This window comes from Rothia sp. HMSC065B04 (assembly GCF_001812285.1).
Classification (GTDB): domain Bacteria; phylum Actinomycetota; class Actinomycetes; order Actinomycetales; family Micrococcaceae; genus Rothia; species Rothia mucilaginosa.
Map to the genome: position 1 here is coordinate 561,228 of NZ_KV808408.1, position 20,793 is coordinate 582,020.

Below are 20,793 nucleotides of genomic sequence, written 5' to 3' on the forward strand. Positions count from 1 at the left end.
GGTCGGTTACACGCCGTAGAGGTGCGGGCGCGGCAGGTACATCAGCCAGTTGGGTGAGGGCCGGAATCCTGCCGCAAACGGTTTTCACCGACGCCTTAAGCATAACCGGCACAACCACCGAACCGTCGGTAGCTTGAGTGAAGCATCAATCACCCATCTCACGCCATGCCGGGGCGGTATTCAGCCCAAAAATCGGCGCCTATCATCTAGCGCAGCGCCCGGCAAACTAACGCAATGCTCGGTGTGCCTGGTCAAAGAACTCACGCTCGTACACGCACGCCGACAGGTACGCCTGCGCCGCACGCACACGCTGAGCCGGTGAAGCCGCCTCAAACGCACGCTCCACCTCCGCGAGGCTACGCGCCACATCCGCGGCGAACTCTTCGCCACCGTACATGCTCAACCACTCCGCGTACGGGTGGTCCGCATGATTCTGCGAGGAGAGCACAGCGCCCACCTCTTCGTACAGCCAGTAGCAGGGCAGGATCGCCGCGGCACCGACCACGTAATCATCACCGGCAGCGGTGGCACGCAGGAAATTCGTGTACCCCATCGTAATCGGTGAGGGCCCACCCAGACGCGCACGGTTCGCCAGCCAGCCCTCGTGTAGCTGCGATTCGGCGGCAATCGCCTCGTGCGCACCGGCGGCCCAGTGCACCTGCGCCTCAGCGGTGTCAGCACGCGCCGAGAGAGTCGCGAGCGCACGCGAATAATCACGCAGGTAGAGGGCGTCCTGATCTAGGTAGAAGGCGAACAGGTCCTCGTCGAGGGTGCCGTCACCGAGGGCACGCACGAAGGGCAGGTCCAGGATTTGGTGCCAGGTTTCGCCACCCGCAGCCCAGAGGGCGGCGGTCCAGGGACCGGCGGGCTTTACGACGGCTTCACCGGCGGGCACGGGGCTGACCGGCAGCAGACGTTCCGGGCTGGTGCCGTCCAGAGTATTGCCCTCAGAGTCGGTGGTGGCGAGCAGGTGATGCCACGGGTACGCGGAGGCGGCAGCCTCCAGGCGGCGGGCACGGGCGGCGTGGTCCACCGGGCCGTGGCCCTCACCGGAGCCAACCTGCAGACCGGCACCTGCGGCAATGGATTCGTGGAGCCAGCGGGTGCTCCACTGCAGGGCGCGGTGGGTGTCTTCGCTGGTCAGAACGCTCTGCTCTGCGGTGTGTTCTGCGGCTTCGGTGTGCTGCAGCAGTTCCACACCCAGGCGGGTTGCCAGCGAAGAGGACAGGGAGCATCCGGTGCCGTGCGTATTACGGCTGTCCAGGCGCGGGGTGCGCACGTGCGCGCAGGTGCCGTCCGGGAAGACCGCGGTGTTACCGGCGTCCTGACCGCACAGGTGGCCGCCCTTCACAATCACGGTGGTTCCGGTCGCCGCCGCAAGGTTCGCCGCCTGCTCGTGCGCCTCATCGAAAGTCTGAGCGGGCTCCTTCTCACAGAGCACGGCGAGCTCCGGAATGTTCGGGGTAATCACATTCACGAGCGGCACGAGGTCGCGCAGCGCCTGCTCCGCTTCCGCCTGCAGCAAGCGGTCACCGCTAGAAGCAATCATGACCGGGTCGAGCACAACCACGGGCACGGGGTGCTCGCTCAGCCAGGTGCGGACAGTGCGGATCGTGTCTGCGTCGCCGAGCATGCCGATTTTCACGGCGTCAACCGTGACGTCATCAAAAACGGCGGCAAGCTGCGCGGTCAAAAATTCCAGGGGCGGGGTGAACACTTCACGAACCCCGCACGTGTTCTGGGCGACCAGTGAGGTGGTCACACACATGCCGTAACCGCCGGATGCGGCAATGGACTTGAGGTCCGCCTGGATACCTGCACCGCCGGAGGGGTCAGTTCCCGCAATGGAGAGAACCCTCGGCACTCGAGCTGTCTGGGATACCCAGGGGGTTCCGGAGGCGCTCGCGCCGGGTACAGGGCTGGAGGTGGGTGCGCACGCGGGCGCGGTAGGCTGCTCTGCCATGATCGATAATCCCTTCGCTAGTTCGAACTAGAGCAGGTTCAATGGGTGATTCTCTCAGCCTTGAGTGTTCTTACGCCGTTTCGTGCGTCCGCTGTGCCGTAGCTCTTCGCTGTACCGTAGCCCTTCGTTGGGCGGTCAGTTTGGCAGGTTAGCGGGTCGCGGGCGTCTCAAGGCACCCCATATCGCTCTGCCAGGTTATCACAACGATTCTCCGTAGCTAAAAGTTCTGCGGGTGACAAGTGAACCTCTCCGAAATTTTCGTTTGAGTCTTGCGTTACTGCAGGGGCTCCTCACCGCCGATTTCAGCGCACTCTTGTACGAAAACCACCCGTTAAACAAGTAGTGCCCGGCACCGCTTCACACGGTACCGGGCACTATCAGCCGGGCTTCTCCTCCGGGCTTAGGTCAGAGCTTAGGTCAGGGCGAAAATCTCTGCCGGTGAACCCTCCGCAATGATCCTACCCTCGTGCAGCAGGACCGCGCGGTCAGCCAGGGAGGCGATACGCGCATCGTGCGAAATGATCAGCACCGCACGGTTCGCCAGCACGGCGCTCAGGGACTCGGTTGCGTCCGCGAGCTCCAGCTGAGTGGTGGACTCGTCCAGAATCACGGCGTGCGGGTCAGCAAGCACAATACGTGCCAGCGCCAGCTGCTGAATCTGGTCGCGAGTCAGAGGCGAATCCGCGCCGCTGACGACAGTATCCATACCCTGCGGCAGGTCGCGCCACCAGCGGGCACCGATAGCGTCCAGCGCCTCGCCCATCTGCTCGACGGTTGCATCCGGCACGACCACCGTAAAGTTATCGGCGAGAGTACCGAAGAAGACGTGCGCTTCCTGGGTGCAGACCAGCAGGCGCGGGCGGCCGTCGGCGGCGGCATCGGTCGGGAAGTCGCCGTGACCGACCGGGCGACCCATCACGGTGATGGTGCCGTCCAGGGCGGTCAGCGAACCACCAATCAGACGAGCCAGGGTGGTCTTACCCGAACCGGAACGGCCCACCAGGGCGAGCGCCTCACCGCGGCGAATCTTCAGGTTGATACCTTCCAGAACGAGGGCGTCGGGCGAGTAGCCGTAGGAGACGTCGGTGCAGTCAATGGCGTACTCCGGGTTCTTCACGGCTTCATCAGACACGGCGGCGAACGCTTCGGCACGGTGCTGTGCACGCGCCTCACGCTGCTTCTTCGCCAGGGAGACCACACCGAACACGCGGCCCATGTTCACGAGCATGATGCGCAGGCTGCTGACGTGGTGGTTCAGCATGTCGGCGAGGATTCGCAGGCTGAAAACCATGACCGAGGCGGTCGCTACGGCGCCCCAGCTTGCCCAGCCGAGAGCCACGCAGGCGGCGCCCCAGAGCATACACAGAATCGTGGGGATCCAGGCGTTGATAGCATCCACGGTGAAGTACAGCTGGCGGATGCGCACCATGCCCAGCTGCGCGGCGAACTGGCGTTTGTTCTCACCGGCGAAGGCGTCTTCGCGGGCGGTGTGAACGCCCAGCTCACGGATCGTGGAGGTGCCGCGAATGTTCTCGGTCAGCACGCTGTTGAGGTCGCTCACGCGCTCCTGGGTGGTCTGGTTGCGTGCCGCCATGAGCGGCAGCATCTTCGACATGATGAGGGCAAGACCGGCAATCATGGGTAGCATAATCAGGCCCATAGCCGGGCTCACAACCGCTAGCGAGATGGTGGAGATCAGGAAGTACAGCAGCACGTAAATCGCGCCGAGCAGGTCCTCACTGACGGACTTGGCTGCCGAGGACAGGTCGTCGGTCACGCGGGTGAGCAGGTCGCCGCTGCCGGCTTCTTCCACGGTGCGTGCGTCCAGGTCGAGGGTGCCGTCGAGGGTGTCCTGGTTGGCGTCACGGGTGACGAGCGCACCCAGTCGCGCCGCGCTGTACGAGGAGACCATGAGGGTTATTGCCTGCACGATGAACGCCGCCAGGATAATCAGAATCGGCTGCCACGGGTAGCTGGAGAACTTGCCCGCCACCACGTCGTCCACGGTGGCACCAATCTGCAGGGGCACCACCGCACCCATGAGGGTACTGACCATGTAGATGACGAAGGTGTAGAGGGCTCGCCCCTTATGCGCCGCGAGGTAGTTCCACATGCGGCGTGCCACGTAGGCGGGGGTTTCGATGGGGAGCTGCTTTGCCATGCTAGTTCACCTCCTGATTCTGAGTGGTTTCAGACTGAGTGGTTTCCGGGTAGCCGTCGCGTTCCATGCGGCGGGTCGTCTCCGCGGTTGTGGAGACAACGTAGACCTGCTCCAAATCCTGTAGCAGGCCGGGGTAGCCGACGGGCAGGCGGTCGCTACCGATCTGGGTTTCCATCGCATCGTAGATGTAGCGCTGGCTGGGTTCGTCCACGGAGTTCAGCGGCTCGGTCAGGATGAGCACCTGCGCGTCCTGTGCGAGTGCGCGGGCGAGCGCCAGACGCTGACGCTGACCACCGGAGAGGTTCGCGCCTTCGCTGGTGATGCGGGCGGCGAAGTAGTCTTCGGGGTTGCGTCCGCCCAGTCGGTAGGCGATTTCGCGGGAGTCGGTAATCTTCAGCAGTTCCTCATCCTTTGCCTGTGCCAGCTCCTCGTCGGGGTTCGGCACGGTGCCCAAGCGCAGGTGCTCCTGCAGGGTTCCCGCGAAAATCATGGGGTTGGGTTCGCTCAGCAGCACGCGGCGACCGGTTGCGTCCTTGAGGTCCTCTCCCCCGCGTCGCAGGGTGCGGGCAAGCGCCTCGGCGTAGTCTTGCGCGGTGAGGTTGTAGTCGCGCGGGTTGACGTACACGATGCGCGGGTTGCTTGCACCGGCGGGGGCGACGGGTACGGGCACCTCGAGGGTGCTCGCCTCGACTGCCTGTTCGGCGCGTGCCAGCTGCGCCATTTCTTCGTCGGTGCGCGGGCTCTTCAGCACGCCCTGGCGTACGCCCGCGTGACCTTCGAGGCGGGCGACCTTGGCGAGCGCAATCTTGGCGTATCGCCATGCGGTGAGGAAGTTCTGGGTAATCCAGATGGGGCCGCCCATCATCGCGATAATGGAGGCGACGGTCACCAGAGACGCGGCGGGGGTGTCGGACACCCAGCGGCCGTTTTCGACGTGGCCGGTGAGGGCGAAGCCGATGCCGAGCAGGGTCACGGCGCCACCGAGCAGCGCGCGGATGAGGAACATCCAGCGGTGCGTCTTTTCGTAGCGCATGTAGCTGTCGAAGACTTCGTCGGTACCGCGGTGGTAGCGTTCACGCATCTGCTCTTCGGCGCCGAGGCCGGCGATGGTGCGCAGACCGGTGGCAATGTCGGAGGCGCGTGAGGAGGCTTCGCCGTCCTTTTCGCGGTATTCGCCAATCTTGGATTCGAGGAAGGTCGAGTACCAGGCGATAACGCTAACCACGATAATCGTGCCGATGAGGGTGACAATCGCTGTGACGGGGTTGATCAGCCAGAGCTGCACGGCACCGAGGGTCGCGATGATCATGGCGTTGACGAATAGCGGCAGTGAGAAGTAGACGTCCGTAATGCGGCGTACGTCTTTGTTCATGACGGTGACCGCTTCGCCGGAGTCTACGCCAGCGCGGGTGCGCCCCATGAGCCGGTTGATGTAGATGCGCCAGTCGCGGCTAAGTTCCGCGCTGAGGGTCATGGAGGTGCCCCAACCGAAGAACTCGTTGATCACGATGAAGGTGATGGCTGCGACGACTACCCAGAACATGGGCCAGGCGTCGGGGGCTTTGCCGGCGATGTGCTGGTTGATGAATTGACCCACCATGACGGGGATAAGAATCGCACCGGTACCCGCGGTGGTTTCACCCACGACGGGGATTGCCCAGCGGTGCCAGGGGTATTTGTATCCGGGTGCGGTGACTCGCAGGGCGAGGCGCTTTTTGAGGGCTTCCTCTTCGGCCTTGCGCTGTTCGCTACCGGTTACTTCCTGTGCAGCTTTTTTCTGCGCAGTTTTCTTCTGAGCGGCTTTTTCCTGCGTGGTTTTGTTATGCATGGATTCTTCATGCGTAGCTTCTTCACGCGCGGCGTTTTCTTGTGCCTTGTCAGCGTTGTATTCAGTCATTCAACGTCTCTCCTTTCTCTTACCCTATTCCTTTATCAATGTGGCACGCAACACTATTTGCACCATAGATGGGCGTGTCGTCATTTATGCAACGTATTTTGGAGTTTGTATCAGCCGCTCAACATGCACCGACATCAATCGGCGGATTCTGCATCTACGCGGTAATCTATGCGGCTTGGAGGCCTACGTTTTCGACCTTCTGAGCACCAGGTTTTTGCACCACTGCACTTTTAGTGCTTTGTTCTACACTACACGAATTTGGGGAATTCCCGCGTTAGCGCGACACCGCGCCTCCCGAATGCCCTATAAACGCCCCGCGAAGGAACCGCGAACGCCCTGCAAAGATGCAGCGAACACCCCGCAAACACTCCGCGAGTACCCGTTTGTTCCCTCGTAACGATAACGCCCCCGCGCCCGCGCTATTCCCGATAGACTGGAATCCTCATGAGTATTTTGAATTTTCTTTCTCCCGGGCTGGGCAAGAACCCCGGCGACTACAATCGACGCGATTTTAAGGGCAACCCCCTCACCGCCGAAGAAATCTATGAGGCCTTCACCGAGTGGATTTCGACCCGCGGCATGACCCTGTACCCCGCCCAGGACGAGGCCGTTCTGAGCATTGCCGCCGGACATAACGTGGTGCTGGCAACTCCGACCGGTTCGGGTAAGTCCACTGTGGCTGTTGCCGCGCATTTTACGGGCCTGGCGACCGGTCAGCGCTCCTACTACACCGCCCCCATTAAGGCGCTGGTGTCTGAGAAGTTCTTCGACCTGATCAATATTTTTGGTGCCGAGAACGTGGGCATGATTACCGGTGACTCCGCCATTAATACGGAGGCGCCAATTATCTGTTGCACCGCGGAGATTCTCGCCAATATTGCCCTGCGCGAGGGTAAGGATGCGGACCTCTGCCAGGTCATTATGGACGAGTTCCATTTCTACTCCGACCCGCAGCGCGGCTGGGCGTGGCAGCTTCCCCTGCTGGAGCTTCCGCAGGCGCAGTTCCTGCTGATGAGCGCGACCCTGGGCGATACGACTCGCTTCCAGGAGGAGATGACGGCGCTGACCGGTCGTGAGAGTGACCTGGTGGCGCATTCTGAGCGTCCCATTCCGCTGCATTTCTACTACTCCACCACCCCGGTTCAGGAAACCGTGCAGGAGCTCGTGCAGACCAAGCAGACTCCGGTCTACATTGTGCACTTCTCGCAGAAGGCGGCACTGGAGCAGGCGAATGCGCTGCTGTCGGTGGCTATTGCCTCGAAGGAAGATAAGGAACGCATTGCAGAGCTGATTGCGAAGTTCCGCTTCGGTCCGGGCTTCGGTAAGGCACTGAATAAGCTGGTGCGTGCCGGCATCGGTATTCACCACGCGGGCATGCTGCCCAAGTACCGCCGCCTCGTGGAGCAGCTGGCTCAGGAGGGTCTGCTCAAGGTGATTTGCGGTACCGACACCCTGGGTGTGGGCATTAACGTGCCGATTCGTACCGTGCTGATTACGGCGCTGTCGAAGTTTGATGGTGCCCGTAGCCGCCGTCTGCGTGCCCGCGAGTTCCACCAGATCGCTGGACGCGCGGGCCGTGCCGGTTTTGATACCGCCGGTACCGTGGTGGTTCAGGCACCCGAGCACGATATTGAGAACGCGCGCCTGCTGGCGAAGGCACAGGCGAAGTTCGGCGACGACACCAAGCGCATTAACCAGTCCCTGTCCTCCAAGCGCAAGAAGGCGCCGGAAGGGTTCGTTGGCTGGTCTGAGAAGACCTTCGACCAGCTGGTAGAGGCAGCCCCGGAGCCGCTGACCTCCTCCTTCGACATCACCCATTCGATGCTGCTGAACCTGATGCACCGCCCGGAGAACCCGGTCATTGCCGCGTACCGCATCATTCAGGAGAACCACGAGAGCCCCGCGCGCCGCCGCGAGCTGCTGCGCAAGGCAATCGGCATCTACAAGGAGCTACTGACCGGCGGCGTGATTGAGCGAACCAACACCCCGGATGAGCACGGCTCCTACCTGCGCCTGACCGAGGACCTGCAGGATAACTTTGCCCTGAACCAGCCGCTGTCCGCTTTTGCGGTCGCCGCTCTGGAACTGCTCGACCCCGAATCTCCCAGCTACGCGCTGGACGCGCTCTCCCTCATCGAGGCGACCCTGGATTCGCCGAACCAGGTGCTGTACGCACAGGAACGCAAGGCGAAGAACGAACTGTCGGCACAGCTGAAGGCGGACGGTGTGGACTACACCGAACGCATGAACGAGCTGGACAAGGTCACCTACCCGCAGCCCCTGGCGGAGCTCATCGATCAGGCGTACACGACCTACAAGCAGTCCGCGCCGTGGGTGGCACGTTTTGAGCCGCGCCCCAAGTCAATCGTGCGTGACATGTACGAACGCGCGATGGGCTTCAACGACTTCGTGCAGTACTACTCGCTCGAACGCGCCGAGGGCGTGCTTCTGCGCTACCTTTCCGACGCGTACAAGGCACTGCGACACACCATCCCCGATTCTGCCGTGACTGACGAGCTCGACGACATCATCGAGTGGCTCGGCGAGCTGGTACGCCAGACCGACTCCTCCCTGGTGGACGAATGGGAGAAGCTGGCTGCCGGCGAAGACACCGCAACCATTGCGGCCGAGCACGCCTCCATCGAGGAGGAAGAGCCTCCCGCCGTGACGAAGAACCTGCGCGCTTTCCGCGTGATGGTGCGCAACGCCCTCTTCCGCCGTGTGGAGCTCTTCGCTGACGAGCGTGACCGCGCCCTGGGCGCCCTGGACGAGTGGTGCGGCTGGGATGCCGACCGCTGGGCGGACGCCATGGACGACTACTTCGACACCTACGACGACATCTACACGGACGCCGACGCGCGCTCGCCTCGCCTGGTCAGCATGGATGAGGACACCGCCGCGCATCCTGGCGTGTGGAAGGTTCAGCAGAGCTTCGCCGACCCCGAAGATAACTTTGACTTCGGTATTCGTGCCGAGGTTGATTTGGCGGCCTCCGATGAGGCGGGCTACCCGGTGCTGAAGATTCTGAGCGTGGGCGAGTTCTAAGGCTCCAATTGAGACTCCGCCCGAGGCTCTGCCCAGATGTTGCCCGTAGTGGGCTAGAATACAGAGTATCTATCTATTTGAATGAAAGAAGGTTCACCGTTGACCGTTTCTTCGCTTCCCAAGGTTGAGTACCGTAAGGGTTCGGTCGTCAAGCACGACGGCTACGAGATTACCGACCACTGGTTCCAGGTTCCCCTGACCCACGGTCTGATTTTCTCCAAGGGCAAGGATGCCGCTCTCTCCTCCCGTTTCGCGGACCAGACCATCACCGTGTTCGCCCGCGAGGTTGTGAGCACCAACGAGACTCTGACCGTTTCGGCTGATAAGCGTCCTTACATTGTGTACCTGCAGGGCGGCCCCGGTTTCGGTTCGCCGAAGACCGGCTCCATTGGCGGCTGGATTGCTGAGCTGGCGAAGACTCACCGCGTGGTTCTTCTGGATCAGCGCGGTACCGGCATGTCTTCCCCGCTGTCTGCCCGCAACATCACCGCTGTGGGTGACCCGCAGGTTCAGGCTGAGTACACTGAGCTGTTCCGTGCGGACTCCATCATCGCTGACGCGGAGGCTGTCCGCGAGGTGCTGCTGGCTGACCGTGCCGACAAGCGCTGGTCCACCATTGGTCAGTCCTTCGGTGGCTTCCTGACCCTCTCGTACCTGTCCTTCGCTCCGCAGTCCCTGCGCGATTCGCGCATCACCGCGGGCCTGGCGCCGATTCGTACCTCCGTGGACAACGTCTACCAGCACACCTTCGACCGCATGAAGGAACGTGTTGAGGAGTACTACAGCTGGTTCCCCGAGGACGCTGAGCTCGCTACCCGCATTGCTGAGCACCTGCGCACCCACAAGGAGTACCTGCCCACCGGTGAGCGTCTGACCGATCACCGCTTCCAGATGGCTGGTCACTTCCTGGGTGGCCGCTGGCGCGAGCGCGGCCTGCACTACTTCCTGGAGACCGCTTTCGCTGAGGGTAACGACCACCTCTCCGATCAGTTCCTGACCGCCATGGGTGCCGAGGTGACCTTCCAGGCGAACCCGCTGTACGCCCTGATGCACGAGACCATTTACGCTGACGGCCCCGCTGACGGCGTTCTGCCCGGCATCCCCGGCTACGAGCTGTCCCCCTCCCCCGCGCCGACCAACTGGTCTGCTGCTCGTGTGGCGGCTTCCCGCCCCGAGTTCGCACCGGATGCGGACCGTCTACTCTTCACCGGCGAGCACATCTTCCCCTGGTACTACGAGGAGGATCCCTCGCTACGTCCGCTGGCTGAGGTTGCGAACCTGCTGGCTGAGAAGAAGGACTGGGGTCGCCTGTACGACCACGCACAGCTGCACAAGAACGAGGTTCCCGTGGTGGCTGCGGCGTACAACCCGGACGTGTACGTGGACTTTGAGCACTCCATGGAGACCGCTCGCTGGGTCGGCAACACTCAGGTGTGGACCTCGAAGACCCACCACCACGACGGTTTCGGTTCTGACTCGCTGACCATTCTGGGTCACCTGAAGAACATGCTGGCTGAGGTTCACAACCAGTAATTCTTCTGAAATATCTCTGATATAGCTAAAGCCCCTCACTCCGGTTGATCTGAACTGCCTCCCGTTTCTTGGACAACGAAAATTGAAGTCCAGGAAACGGGAGGCTTTTCATGTCTATAAATCTGGGATTGAGGCATGATCGTTTGCTTCGGAAACAGGCAGTACAAATGTTTGAGAAGGGACGTGGCTATCGTTTGACCGCCAAAAGGCTTGGCGTGTCTGCCGCGACTGTGAGAGAGTGGCAGAAAATGTACCGCGTCATCGGGAAGGGCGGGCTTCTTGCCATGGGAGTAAAGCGGACCAGATACGACTATGAGACCAAGGTCGCCGCAGCGGCGGCCGTGGTTGATGGTGGAATGAGCAAGCCTGAGGCGATGGTGCATTTCGGTATTGCAAGCGCAACACCGTTGAAGCAATGGTGCAGGCTGTACCGCCAGGGCGGCGCGCAAGCGCTTAAGCCTAAGCCCAAGGGCAGGCCGAAAGGGTCAGTGCGGGCGGTACCGCCAACGCGTGAGGAGGAACTCGAAGAGCGTGTGCGCAAGCTTGAGGCGCAGGTGGCGTACCTAAAAAAATCGATTGCCCTGAAGGCGCAGAAGCGCTCCCAAACCGGGACAAAGCCCTAGTGGTCGCTAAGCTTTCAGGGCGCGGTCACAGGCTGTACGATCTCCTTGAGGTGGCTGGCCTTGCCAGGTCGAGCTACTACTACGCGCTGGCTCATCCCCAGCAGCCAACCAGAGTGCAGCTACGTCCCAAGGTCGCGCAGATCTTTTCGCGAACCCCCAACGGGTGCGGTCACAGGCAGGTGGCCATGTGCCTGCGCGCTGAGGAAGGGGTGCGCATTGCCGATAAGACGGTTTTGAAGATGATGCGTCAGATGGGGTTGCGCTGCGGTATACGCCGTGAGAGGCCCTACCACAGGTACAACTCCTACAAGGGGGATGTGGGGCAAAGTTTTGAGAACGTCATCGGTCGCGATTTCAAGGCCGATGGCCCTTGGCAGAAGTTGGGTACCGAATGTCACCGAGTTTAAGCTTTCCTTCGGTAAGGCCTACCTCGCGCCGGTTTATGACTTTGCCAGCAAGGAGATTGTCGCCCATTCTATCTCGATGTTCCCTAATCTTGCCCAGCAGCAAGAGATGCTTCAGGTACTCATGGATGCCAAGCCTGCAGGGGTTGAACCGATTTTGCATTCGGATATGGGGTGGCAGTATCAGCACGAGACCTACATTAGTACGCTCGCTGAGAATGGTTTTATCCAGAGCATGTCACGCAAGGGAAACTGCATCGACAATGGCGCCACTGAGCAAGTCTTCGGACACCTGAAGGACGAGTTTTTTCGCGGCCAAGACTGGCAGACCTTTGAGAGTTTCAAAGCTGACCTTGACGCCTATATTACGCATTGGAATACAGTAAGACGTCAGGTAAAGCTTAAGGGCCTGACCCCGGTAGAGTACCGGGTTCAGGCCCTGCAGGAGGCCGCGTAACGGCTAGTATTTAATGCGTCCAAGTTTCGGGGCGCAGTTCAATCCGGTGTGAGGGGCTTTAGTGTTAGCGCCAGCCTGGTGAGGCTGCACGCTCAGTAACTACTTGGAGGAAGAGTGCGCATCCTGTGCGGTGCGGGCACGCATCACGAGGGCATGGTATTCGTCTTCCTTCTCGATCAGCTCGTCACGCAGCTTGGCGGGAATGGCGTTGAGCTTCTCGGTTTCCTTCTGCCAGCGGGCGGTGATGTCCGCACGCTCGGCGGCAGGTGCATCCTCGGGCAGTGCCAGGTACTTCTCGGAGAGCGCCTGAACACGCTGAATGGTCTGCAGCGCGCGGCCCTTGGGGCTGAGCAGCGAGGCAAGCACGGTAATGATCAGAACGCCCACGATGACCATCAGCGACATTTCGGTGCTGATTTCGACCACGTGCACGGGCTCGCCGTGGTTGATGAACGGCAGGTTGTTCTCGTGCATTGCGTGCAGGATGAGCTTCACGCCAATGAACGCGAGGATGGTCGCCAGGCCGTAGGAGAGGTAGACGAGGCGGTCCAGCAGGCCGTCAATGAGGAAGTACAGCTGGCGCAGACCCATGAGGGAGAACGCGGTCGCGGTGAACACAATGTAGACGGACTGGGTGAGGCCGAAGATCGCGGGGATCGAGTCGAGTGCGAAGAGCAGGTCGGAACCGGCGATAGCGACCATGACGAGCATCATGGGGGTCATGACGCGCTTGCCATTTTCGATGGTGAAGAGCTTGTCGCCGTCGAAGTGGTCGCTGGTCTTCAGGTACTTCTTGGCGAGGCGGACCATGATGTTGTCTGCTTCGTCGTCGCCGTCGCCTTCGGTGATTTCGTCCTTGAGCAGGTTACCTGCGGTCATGAGCAGGACCAGGCCGAAGATGTAGAACACCCAGGCGAAGGAGTTGATGATCGCTGCGCCGGCGAAGATGAAGGTGCCGCGCGCCAGGATCGCGAAGACGATGCCGAAGAGCAGGACCTTCTGCTGATTCTCACGGGCGACACGGAAGGTGCCCATAATAATCATGAAGACGAAGAGGTTATCGACCGAGAGAGCTTCTTCGGTGATGTAGCCTGCATAGAATTCGGTGGCGGCGGAGGGGCCGTTCGTCACGAAAATATACAGACCGAACAGCAGCGCGATGCCGATGTAAATACTCGACCAGATGGCCGCTTCCTTGACGGAAGGTTCGTGCGCCTTACGAACGTGGAACACGAAGTCGAAGGCCAACAGACCCGCGATGATGAGAATAGTAACCAACCATTGCAACCCGGTAACTTCCATGGGGAGCCTTTCTTGTGGTGTGCGTACAGGACCACAAGTCTCTCCCGCCGGCCTAAATGGAGGTCGGCTCGATTCACCGGTTAGGCGCCTTCGGCTAACGTGCTGACGATGAGTCGATTGGTGGGATACTCCCTTGCTCGGTGAACGATTATACAGCAGGTTGAGGTTTTCGCACAGGAGCCCCTCCGGAGGGTTTTTCAAGAGCGAAGCACACCGAAACGCCGCATCCGGCAGGGCTGACCTGTCGGATGCGGCGTTTCTGCGTGATGAATACGCGCTTGTCAGTTAGTGCTGTCTAGCTGGCGCCGCTATGAGTTGGCGCCGTTACTAGTTGGCACTGTCTAGTTGGCAACGGTGAAGCGGCGGCCCGCGTGCTTGGGCTCTTCCGCCTCATCAATCAGGGCGACCGCAAAGTCCTCGGCGCTAATGAACTCGCCTGCGGGGGTGTCCAGCGCGGTGTTGTACTTGCCGGTGCGCTCACCCGGTGCGATTTCGAAAGCCGGGGAGAGCATGGTCCAGTTCAGACCCTCGGATGCGCGGTACTCGTCGAGAATCTGGGCGAATGCCTTCGCCTCGGGTTTGTAATCTTCCGGGAAGCCTTCGCCATCAACGAAGCGGTTGCCGTTGCCGTCCTCGAGGGAGCCAGCGCCACCAACGACCAGCAGGCGACCGGTAGGTGCCGCCGCGATTAGTGCGCGGTGTGCGTCGATAATCGGCTGCGCGGAGGTGCCGCGACCGGCAGGGACGGCAACAATGGTGACGTCGTGGGTGTTGACGATGTTGACCAGTGCCGCGGTGTCTGCAAGGTCGATGCTGTGGGCGGTAGCGCCTTCGGGTGCCTTGCCGGAGCGGGTGTAGGCGTCGACCCGGTGGCCGCGGGAGATTGCTTCTGCTGCGGTGCGGGCGCCGACCATACCGGTTGCGCCGATGATTGCGATGTTCATGAGGGCTTCCTTTCGGGTACGTTTTCTGTAGTTTTTCTTGCGGTGTTCCGCGTGATGGTTTTATAGTATCTATTAGAAACCGTGTACCTCAAGGTAACTAATAGGGTTGCGTGGAAAATATTTAAAAATATTTTTCGCATCCCTCACCCCCATAAAACAGCCCCTCAGCAGATTGAAAAGACCGCAACTATGACCACCACGCTCACCTCCCCCACACGCGAAACCATAGAAACCACCCGCACCCAGCAGGACGACCAGCCCGCCAATATTCTCGCCCACGCCTGCCCCTCCCGCACCGTGATGCGCCACCTCACCGACCGGTGGACCCCACTCCTTGTTGCGGCGCTCTCCGAGCAGCCCGTCGCCCGCTTCGGTGAGCTCAAGGCGATGATTCAGGGCGTCTCCCCCAAGGTCCTGACCCAGACCCTGCGCTCCATGGAACGCGACGGCCTGGTGGAACGCCGGGTCACCGCATCCATTCCGCCGCGCGTGGACTACGAACTGACCGCGCTCGGTACGACCCTCATTGAGCCGATGACCGCCCTGCGCCACTGGGCGCAGGACAATATGCAGGCGGTACTCGAAGCCCGCGAGCGCTACGACGCCGCCGCGCTAGAGAACGGCGAAGCGTAAAACGGTGCTCTGAACAACCTCCAGATAAAGCAGTAGCCCTCCCCGTGAACTATTACGGGGAGGGCTACTTTTCATTCAATTAAGAGACCATGTTGAAGGTCGGCGGGGTGAAAGCAATCGCGTTCACCTGCTTGTTCGTGTCCACCGTGCCGTTCTCACGAATCGTCGGGACGGTAATAACCACCTCAAACTGGTACATGCCTTCCATGAGCTTATCGCCACGCAACGCAAAACGCGCGGAGATGCCGGTCGCCTTATCATTCACGCTCGACGCGAAGGGAATGACCTGGCCCTGAACGGTCTGAGTCTTGCCGTTGCGGGTCATAACGGTCGCCATGCCGGTCGGGTCAGTCGTGAAGACCTGACGGTCAATGATTTCACCCTCGGGCGAGAAGAGGTAAATGTCCATGGACGGGTGCAGGTGCGTGGTGCCGGTCGTCGCCTCCAGCGCGGAGACGTTGTAGGTCATCACGAACTCACCGCAGTTCAGGTTGAGGTCGCCCTCGGGGCCGTGAGTCGCCTCGTACACGGACATGAGGCGGATCGTTGCGGGGTTCGGTGAGGTTGCATTCTCCATGGACCACCACGCCTGACCGGTCTCCGGCGCAGTCACGGGCTTGTTCTTGGTGCGCGATTGCAGGGCGCCACTGGCGGGATTGGTAATCATCCAGCCGCCGACCTGGGTGAAGTCCGGGCCGTGTACCGTCTTGCAATCATCAGCCGAGGCAGCGAATGCGGGTACCGCCGTGGAGGCGGCGATAGCGGGCAGAGCCCAAAGCGCGCCGCGGGTGAGGTTGCGGCGGGTAACGGAACGAGCTCCCGTGGTGTGTGCGTCTGAAGAGTTATGAGAAATAGTCACAGATTTTTCTTTATCGTTCGGAAGCATCAAGGTTTTATTTGACACGTAAAACACCTTGATAGTGTACAGCATGTATCTGCACTCAGTAGAACTTCATGAACAATGAGTTACCTCATGGCGAAAAACCCACGTCGGACCCCTAAACGCCGGGCTTAGAACACCTTAGAACACCGGGCTTAGGCGTGACCCGCCTCCTTCATCAGGCGTAGCTCCTTCTTCAAATCGGCAAGCTCATCACGCAGACGCGCCGCCAACTCAAACTGCAGGTTCTCCGCCGCCACACGCATCTGCTCGTTCATCTGCTCAATCAAATCCAGCAGGTCCTCGGCGGGTGCCGCCGCCAGGCCGTCGGCACGAACGCGCGCCTCCGCACGGGCGAGAAGCTCCTCCGACTCCGGGGTGCTCGTGGCAATCTTCGACGAGGTCGCAGAACCGGTCTTCGCACCCGCACTCACCGTGCGGGCGCCCTTCTTACCGCTCTTACGCTGCTGCAGAAGCTCACGGGTGTCCTCTTCCTCGCGGGCGAGAACATCCGTAATATCGGCAATCTTCTTACGCAGCGGCTGCGGGTCAATGCCGTGCTCACGGTTGTACGCCTGCTGAATCTCGCGGCGGCGGTTCGTCTCATCAATCGCCACGCGCATAGAATCCGTAATCTTATCGGCGTACATGTGCACCTGACCGGACACGTTACGCGCCGCACGACCAATCGTCTGAATCAGCGAAGTGGTCGAACGCAGGAAGCCTTCCTTATCGGCATCCAGAATCGCAACCAGGGACACCTCGGGCAGGTCCAGGCCCTCACGCAGCAGGTTAATACCAACCAGCACATCAAAGGTGCCCAGGCGCAGCTCACGCAGAAGCTCCACACGGCGCAGAGTATCCACGTCAGAGTGCAGGTACTGCACCTTCACGCCGTGCTGCAGCAGGTACTCGGTCAAATCCTCCGCCATGCGCTTCGTGAGGGTCGTGACCAGCACACGCTCATCACGCTCAACGCGCACGCGAATCTCCTCAAGCAAATCATCAATCTGACCCTTGGTCGGCTTGACCACGATTTCCGGGTCAATCAGGCCGGTCGGGCGAATAATCTGCTCCACATAACCATCAGCCTGCGACAGCTCATACTTACCGGGGGTCGCCGAAAGGTAAATCGTCTGACCGATACGCTCCAGGAACTCCTCCCACTTCAACGGGCGGTTATCCATCGCCGACGGCAGGCGGAAACCGTGCTCCACCAGGGTGCGCTTACGGGACATATCGCCCTCGTACATGGCACCAATCTGCGGGACCGTCACGTGCGACTCGTCAATAATCAGCAGGAAGTCATCCGGGAAATAATCCAGCAGACAGTTCGGGGCGCTACCGGGGGCACGACCGTCAATATGGCGCGAGTAGTTCTCAATGCCATTGCAGAAGCCCATCTGCTCCATCATTTCCAGGTCGTAGGTGGTGCGCATACGCAGACGCTGCGCCTCCAGCAACTTGCCCTGGGATTCGAGGGTCTGCAGGCGCTCGCGCAGCTCATCCTCAATGGAGGTAATAGCCTTCGCCATGCGCTCCGGGCCGGCAACGTAGTGGCTTGCGGGGAAGACATACATTTCTTCTTCCTCGCGAATTACCTCGCCGGTCAGCGGGTGCAGGGTGTAAATCGCCTCAATCTCATCACCGAAGAACTCGATGCGGATCGCGTTCTCCTCGTACATGGGGATGATTTCGACGGTATCGCCGCGCACACGGAACGTGCCGCGGTGAAAGTCCATGTCGTTACGCGCGTACTGCATCGCCACGAACTGGCGCAGCAGCTCGTCGCGGTCAATCTCCTCACCGCGACGCAAAGTCACCATCTGCTTAATGTACTCCTCGGGCGTGCCCAGACCATAAATGCAGGACACGGTCGAAACCACCACCACGTCGCGGCGAGTCAGCAGGGAGTTCGTCGCCGAGTGGCGCAGACGCTCCACCTCCTCATTGATGGAGGAGTCCTTCTCAATAAACGTATCGGTCTGCGGCACGTACGCCTCAGGCTGGTAGTAGTCGTAGTACGAGACGAAATACTCCACCGCATTATTCGGCAGCAGCTCGCGCAGCTCATTCGCCAGCTGCGCCGCCAGGGTCTTATTCTGCACGAGCACCAGAGTCGGACGCTGCACCGCCTCAATCAGCCAGGCTGCGGTTGCGGACTTACCGGTACCGGTAGCGCCCATCAGCACAATGTCCTTCTCACCGTTCTGTACACGCTCGGTGAGCTCGGCGATAGCCTTCGGCTGATCACCGGCAGGCTGGAAGGGGCTGACCACTTCAAAGGGGGCAACAACACGATTAATCTGGGGTGCGTAACTCATGTATCCATCCTAGGGGAAAGCCGCCCAATGCGCCCCAGAATTGGTCACCCTTTTCTGCTGGCGCAATATAATCACGCGCAATAGTCCAGACACGACAGGTAACAAGCCATCACCATGAAAGTGCCCAAGTTCATAAAAGAGGTGGCGCAAAAGATAAGGGTCTTTCGACTGGTTCGTATGCACTACCGGGCAGGAGGCGAGCGGGAGCATTCTCCCGCACGATAACGGTGCTCTTAGGAACAGTGCTCTTAGGGGTGGCCGCCCTCCCCCACAGCCGCCGCCGCTCACGGGCACCGCACCGCAGAAGATAAGCGGCAACACATAAAGACTTATGAGGGGCGCTCCGCACCCGCACCCTTTGCCTCTTTGATGTGGCTCACATATGTTTAGAGCGCATACACGCAGACAGAACGGGACCACAAGAGCACACGGAAGGACTCCATGAGCAGGACCACGGAGACAGCTTCAAAGGCAACCCCGAACGAATCCACAGAAGCGAACCCGGAGGCGAACCCCACCGGCACACCGGCTGCCACCTTAGTTGCCAAAACCGAGCATCGCCGTACCCTCTTGGCGTCCTCACTCTTCGCGTCCTCGTACCCGCTGATTCTGCTCATCGCCCTCACCATTCTGCTGGGCGTCACCTACCTCTCGCTCATCACCGGCAGGTATCCGCTCGAATTGGACGAGCTCTTCCGCATTCTCGGTAAGAACTGGTTCGGCATGGACCTGAAAGTCTACAAGCCCGCAGAAAACATGTTGCTGACCGTGCGTATTCCGCGTCTGCTCGCCGCCGGGCTCATCGGTGCAGCCCTCGCCATTGCGGGTGCCACCTTCCAGGCGGTCTTCCGTAACCCATTGGTCTCCCCGTACCTGCTGGGTGTTTCGCAGGGTGCATCGGTGGGTGCCGCCTCCGCCATTCTGCTGGGTGTGGGCACGAGCATCGCCATTCAGGGTTCTGCCCTGGCTGGTGGTCTTGCCGCCGTGCTGCTGACCGTGAGCATTCCGCGTCTGTTGAAGAATCAGTCCACGCTTATGCTGGTGCTTTCCGGCGTGATTGTGGGTGGCTTTGGCACCGCCGCGCTGGGTGCGTTGAAGTTCATTGCGAACCCTGAAACTCAGCTGGCGCAGATCGTGTTCTGGCAGATGGGCTCCCTGCAGGACGTACGCGCGGAAGCACTCACCCAGTTTGCACTGGTGGCGGTGCCCTGTATCCTGCTGCTCTTGGCGATGCGCTGGCGCATCAATATCCTCTCACTCGGTGACGATGAAGCGCGAACTCTCGGCATTAACCTGACCCGCACCCGCGGTATCACCATTCTGCTGGCAACCTTGGTCACCGCGACCAGCGTGTGCATTGGCGGCCCGATTTCTTGGGTTGGCCTGGTCATTCCGCACCTGTGCCGCCTGCTGGTCGGTAGCGACACGACCAAGCTCATGCCGCTATCCATCCTGATGGGTGCTTCGTTCATGATGTTCGTCGATACCCTGGCGCGTAGCCTCACCAGTGCGGAGGTGCCTCTGAGCGTACTGACCGGCTTCATTGGCACGCCGCTGTACGTGGCGCTACTGCTGCTTGGAAAGGTTCGGGTGAAGTAATGTCGCCTTCCATTCCCAATACTCAGCAGCGCACGGATGCGAGCGCAGAGGTTCTGCTACACCTGGACGATGCGGGCTTCCGTTACGGCCACCGGGGCGGGCGCATCAATCGCCGCCGTACCGGTCTGCACCGTTCCGGGCACCGCTCCAGCCGCTGGATTTTCCGCAACGTGAACCTGCAGGTGCGACGCGGTGAGGTCCTCGCCATTCTGGGTCGCAACGGTGTGGGCAAGTCCACCCTGTTGAACTCCCTGATTGGTTTGCACTCGCTCACCGAGGGCACCGTCCACCTGGGCGGTGAGCCGCTGGATTCTTTGACCGCGACTGAGCGTGCCCGCCGCATCGCCTACCTTCCGCAGATGGAGGGTCGCGGTATCTCCTACACCGTGACCGAGTACCTGCTGATGGGTCGCGCACCCTATATCGGGTTGTTCTCTTCACCCTCGAGCCGTGACCGTGAGCAGGTGCACACCGTGATGGAGGAGCTGGGTCTGCTCGACCTGGCACATTCCCCGTTGGATGAGCTGTCGGGTGGTCAGCGTCAGCAGGTGGGTATTGCCCGAACCCTGGTGCAAGACGCCCCGCTTATCGTTTTGGACGAGCCGACGAGCGCCCTCGATGTGGCGAATCAGGCGAAGGTTCTGCGGAAAATTCGGCAGCTGCGCGATGCCGGGTACGGGGTCATCTTCACGACCCACAACCCGGATCACGCCCTCATGCTGGATGCGACCGTCGCCCTGCTTGGTGCGCGCGATATGCCCGATACCGTGCCAAACGCAACGCCGGAGGTACCTGCAGATGCGCCGGCTCAACTTTTGACGGGCCGCGCCTCCAAGGTGCTCACGAGTGAGGTTCTCTCACGCACCTTCAATACCGACCTGACGGTGGCCTACTCCCCCGAGCTGGGTCGCTCCAGCGTGCACATGACGAGCCTCGATACCTGAGAATCCGCAACCCCTAGTCTTCCGGTGGTGGTTTGGGTGGCACACAAGAGATACGGTAGAGGTGCCCTTTGTCTTGTGGGAGGC

Annotated in this window: 15 protein-coding genes and 1 riboswitch; of the genes, 8 read left to right on the forward strand and 7 right to left on the reverse strand. The window is 60.9% G+C overall.

The window, feature by feature from the left end:
- Nucleotides 1–226 precede the first annotated feature (226 nt).
- The 3 genes from HMPREF2845_RS05535 to HMPREF2845_RS05545 all read right to left on the reverse strand — a co-directional run bounded on the left by HMPREF2845_RS05535 (nucleotide 227) and on the right by HMPREF2845_RS05545 (nucleotide 6,021).
- Nucleotides 227–1,963: a bifunctional hydroxymethylpyrimidine kinase/phosphomethylpyrimidine kinase gene (locus HMPREF2845_RS05535; protein WP_083308738.1), complete on the reverse strand. Its 1,737-nt coding sequence runs from the start codon at nucleotides 1,961–1,963 to the stop codon at nucleotides 227–229.
- Nucleotides 1,955–2,153: riboswitch (TPP riboswitch) on the reverse strand. It overlaps the preceding gene by 9 nt.
- Before the next feature lie 222 nt (nucleotides 2,154–2,375).
- Nucleotides 2,376–4,124: an ABC transporter ATP-binding protein gene (locus tag HMPREF2845_RS05540; RefSeq protein ID WP_070634103.1), complete on the reverse strand. Its 1,749-nt coding sequence runs from the start codon at nucleotides 4,122–4,124 to the stop codon at nucleotides 2,376–2,378.
- 1 nt (nucleotide 4,125) lies between these two features.
- Nucleotides 4,126–6,021, reverse strand: a complete 1,896-nt coding sequence (locus tag HMPREF2845_RS05545) for an ABC transporter transmembrane domain-containing protein (protein ID WP_070634104.1) — start codon at nucleotides 6,019–6,021, stop codon at nucleotides 4,126–4,128.
- 444 nt (nucleotides 6,022–6,465) lie between these two features.
- Between HMPREF2845_RS05545 and HMPREF2845_RS05550 the strand changes: the two genes are divergently transcribed.
- The 5 genes from HMPREF2845_RS05550 (at nucleotide 6,466) to HMPREF2845_RS09355 (ending at nucleotide 12,083) form a co-directional block, all read left to right on the forward strand.
- Nucleotides 6,466–9,066: a DEAD/DEAH box helicase gene (locus HMPREF2845_RS05550; RefSeq protein WP_070634105.1), complete on the forward strand. Its 2,601-nt coding sequence runs from the start codon at nucleotides 6,466–6,468 to the stop codon at nucleotides 9,064–9,066.
- A gap of 81 nt (nucleotides 9,067–9,147) precedes the next feature.
- Nucleotides 9,148–10,599 (forward strand): alpha/beta fold hydrolase, encoded by a 1,452-nt coding sequence (locus HMPREF2845_RS05555; RefSeq protein WP_049346461.1) that lies wholly within the window; start codon nucleotides 9,148–9,150, stop codon nucleotides 10,597–10,599.
- Between the two features lie 110 nt (nucleotides 10,600–10,709).
- Entirely contained in the window at nucleotides 10,710–11,222 is a 513-nt protein-coding gene (locus tag HMPREF2845_RS05560) for a helix-turn-helix domain-containing protein (protein WP_070634106.1), read from the forward strand.
- 113 nt (nucleotides 11,223–11,335) lie between these two features.
- Complete coding sequence (locus HMPREF2845_RS09470) at nucleotides 11,336–11,629, forward strand: IS3 family transposase (RefSeq protein WP_371260516.1); 294 nt, start codon at nucleotides 11,336–11,338, stop codon at nucleotides 11,627–11,629.
- Entirely contained in the window at nucleotides 11,538–12,083 is a 546-nt protein-coding gene (locus HMPREF2845_RS09355; RefSeq protein ID WP_246824604.1) for an IS3 family transposase, read from the forward strand. The genes HMPREF2845_RS09470 and HMPREF2845_RS09355 overlap by 92 nt, the downstream gene beginning before the upstream one ends.
- A 99-nt stretch (nucleotides 12,084–12,182) precedes the next feature.
- Here the strand turns inward: HMPREF2845_RS09355 and HMPREF2845_RS05570 are convergent, their stop codons facing one another.
- Both HMPREF2845_RS05570 and HMPREF2845_RS05575 read right to left on the reverse strand, forming a co-directional pair.
- On the reverse strand, nucleotides 12,183–13,385 hold the full coding sequence (locus HMPREF2845_RS05570; RefSeq protein ID WP_049346459.1) for a TerC family protein: 1,203 nt from the start codon (nucleotides 13,383–13,385) through the stop codon (nucleotides 12,183–12,185).
- A gap of 341 nt (nucleotides 13,386–13,726) precedes the next feature.
- Nucleotides 13,727–14,329 carry an NAD(P)-dependent oxidoreductase gene (locus HMPREF2845_RS05575; RefSeq protein WP_070634107.1) on the reverse strand — a complete coding sequence of 201 codons (603 nt, stop codon included), beginning with the start codon at nucleotides 14,327–14,329 and terminating at the stop codon, nucleotides 13,727–13,729.
- Nucleotides 14,330–14,518: 189 nt separating this feature from the next.
- On the opposite strand from HMPREF2845_RS05575, the gene HMPREF2845_RS05580 reads away from it, so the two are divergent.
- A complete protein-coding gene (locus HMPREF2845_RS05580; protein ID WP_083308739.1) occupies nucleotides 14,519–14,962 on the forward strand; it encodes a winged helix-turn-helix transcriptional regulator in 444 nt (147 codons plus the stop codon).
- 79 nt (nucleotides 14,963–15,041) lie between these two features.
- Here the strand turns inward: HMPREF2845_RS05580 and HMPREF2845_RS05585 are convergent, their stop codons facing one another.
- Together HMPREF2845_RS05585 and uvrB are read right to left on the reverse strand one after the other, a co-directional pair.
- Complete coding sequence (locus HMPREF2845_RS05585) at nucleotides 15,042–15,821, reverse strand: ornithinee aminotransferase (RefSeq protein ID WP_246824605.1); 780 nt, start codon at nucleotides 15,819–15,821, stop codon at nucleotides 15,042–15,044.
- 176 nt (nucleotides 15,822–15,997) lie between these two features.
- Nucleotides 15,998–18,166, reverse strand: a complete 2,169-nt coding sequence (uvrB, locus tag HMPREF2845_RS05590; protein WP_070634109.1) for an excinuclease ABC subunit UvrB — start codon at nucleotides 18,164–18,166, stop codon at nucleotides 15,998–16,000.
- Between the two features lie 441 nt (nucleotides 18,167–18,607).
- On the opposite strand from uvrB, the gene HMPREF2845_RS05595 reads away from it, so the two are divergent.
- Entirely contained in the window at nucleotides 18,608–19,765 is a 1,158-nt protein-coding gene (locus HMPREF2845_RS05595) for a FecCD family ABC transporter permease (RefSeq protein ID WP_083308740.1), read from the forward strand.
- Entirely contained in the window at nucleotides 19,765–20,709 is a 945-nt protein-coding gene (locus HMPREF2845_RS05600) for an ABC transporter ATP-binding protein (RefSeq protein ID WP_083308741.1), read from the forward strand. Before HMPREF2845_RS05595 ends, HMPREF2845_RS05600 begins: the two co-directional genes overlap by 1 nt.
- The last annotated feature ends 84 nt before the right edge of the window (nucleotides 20,710–20,793 follow it).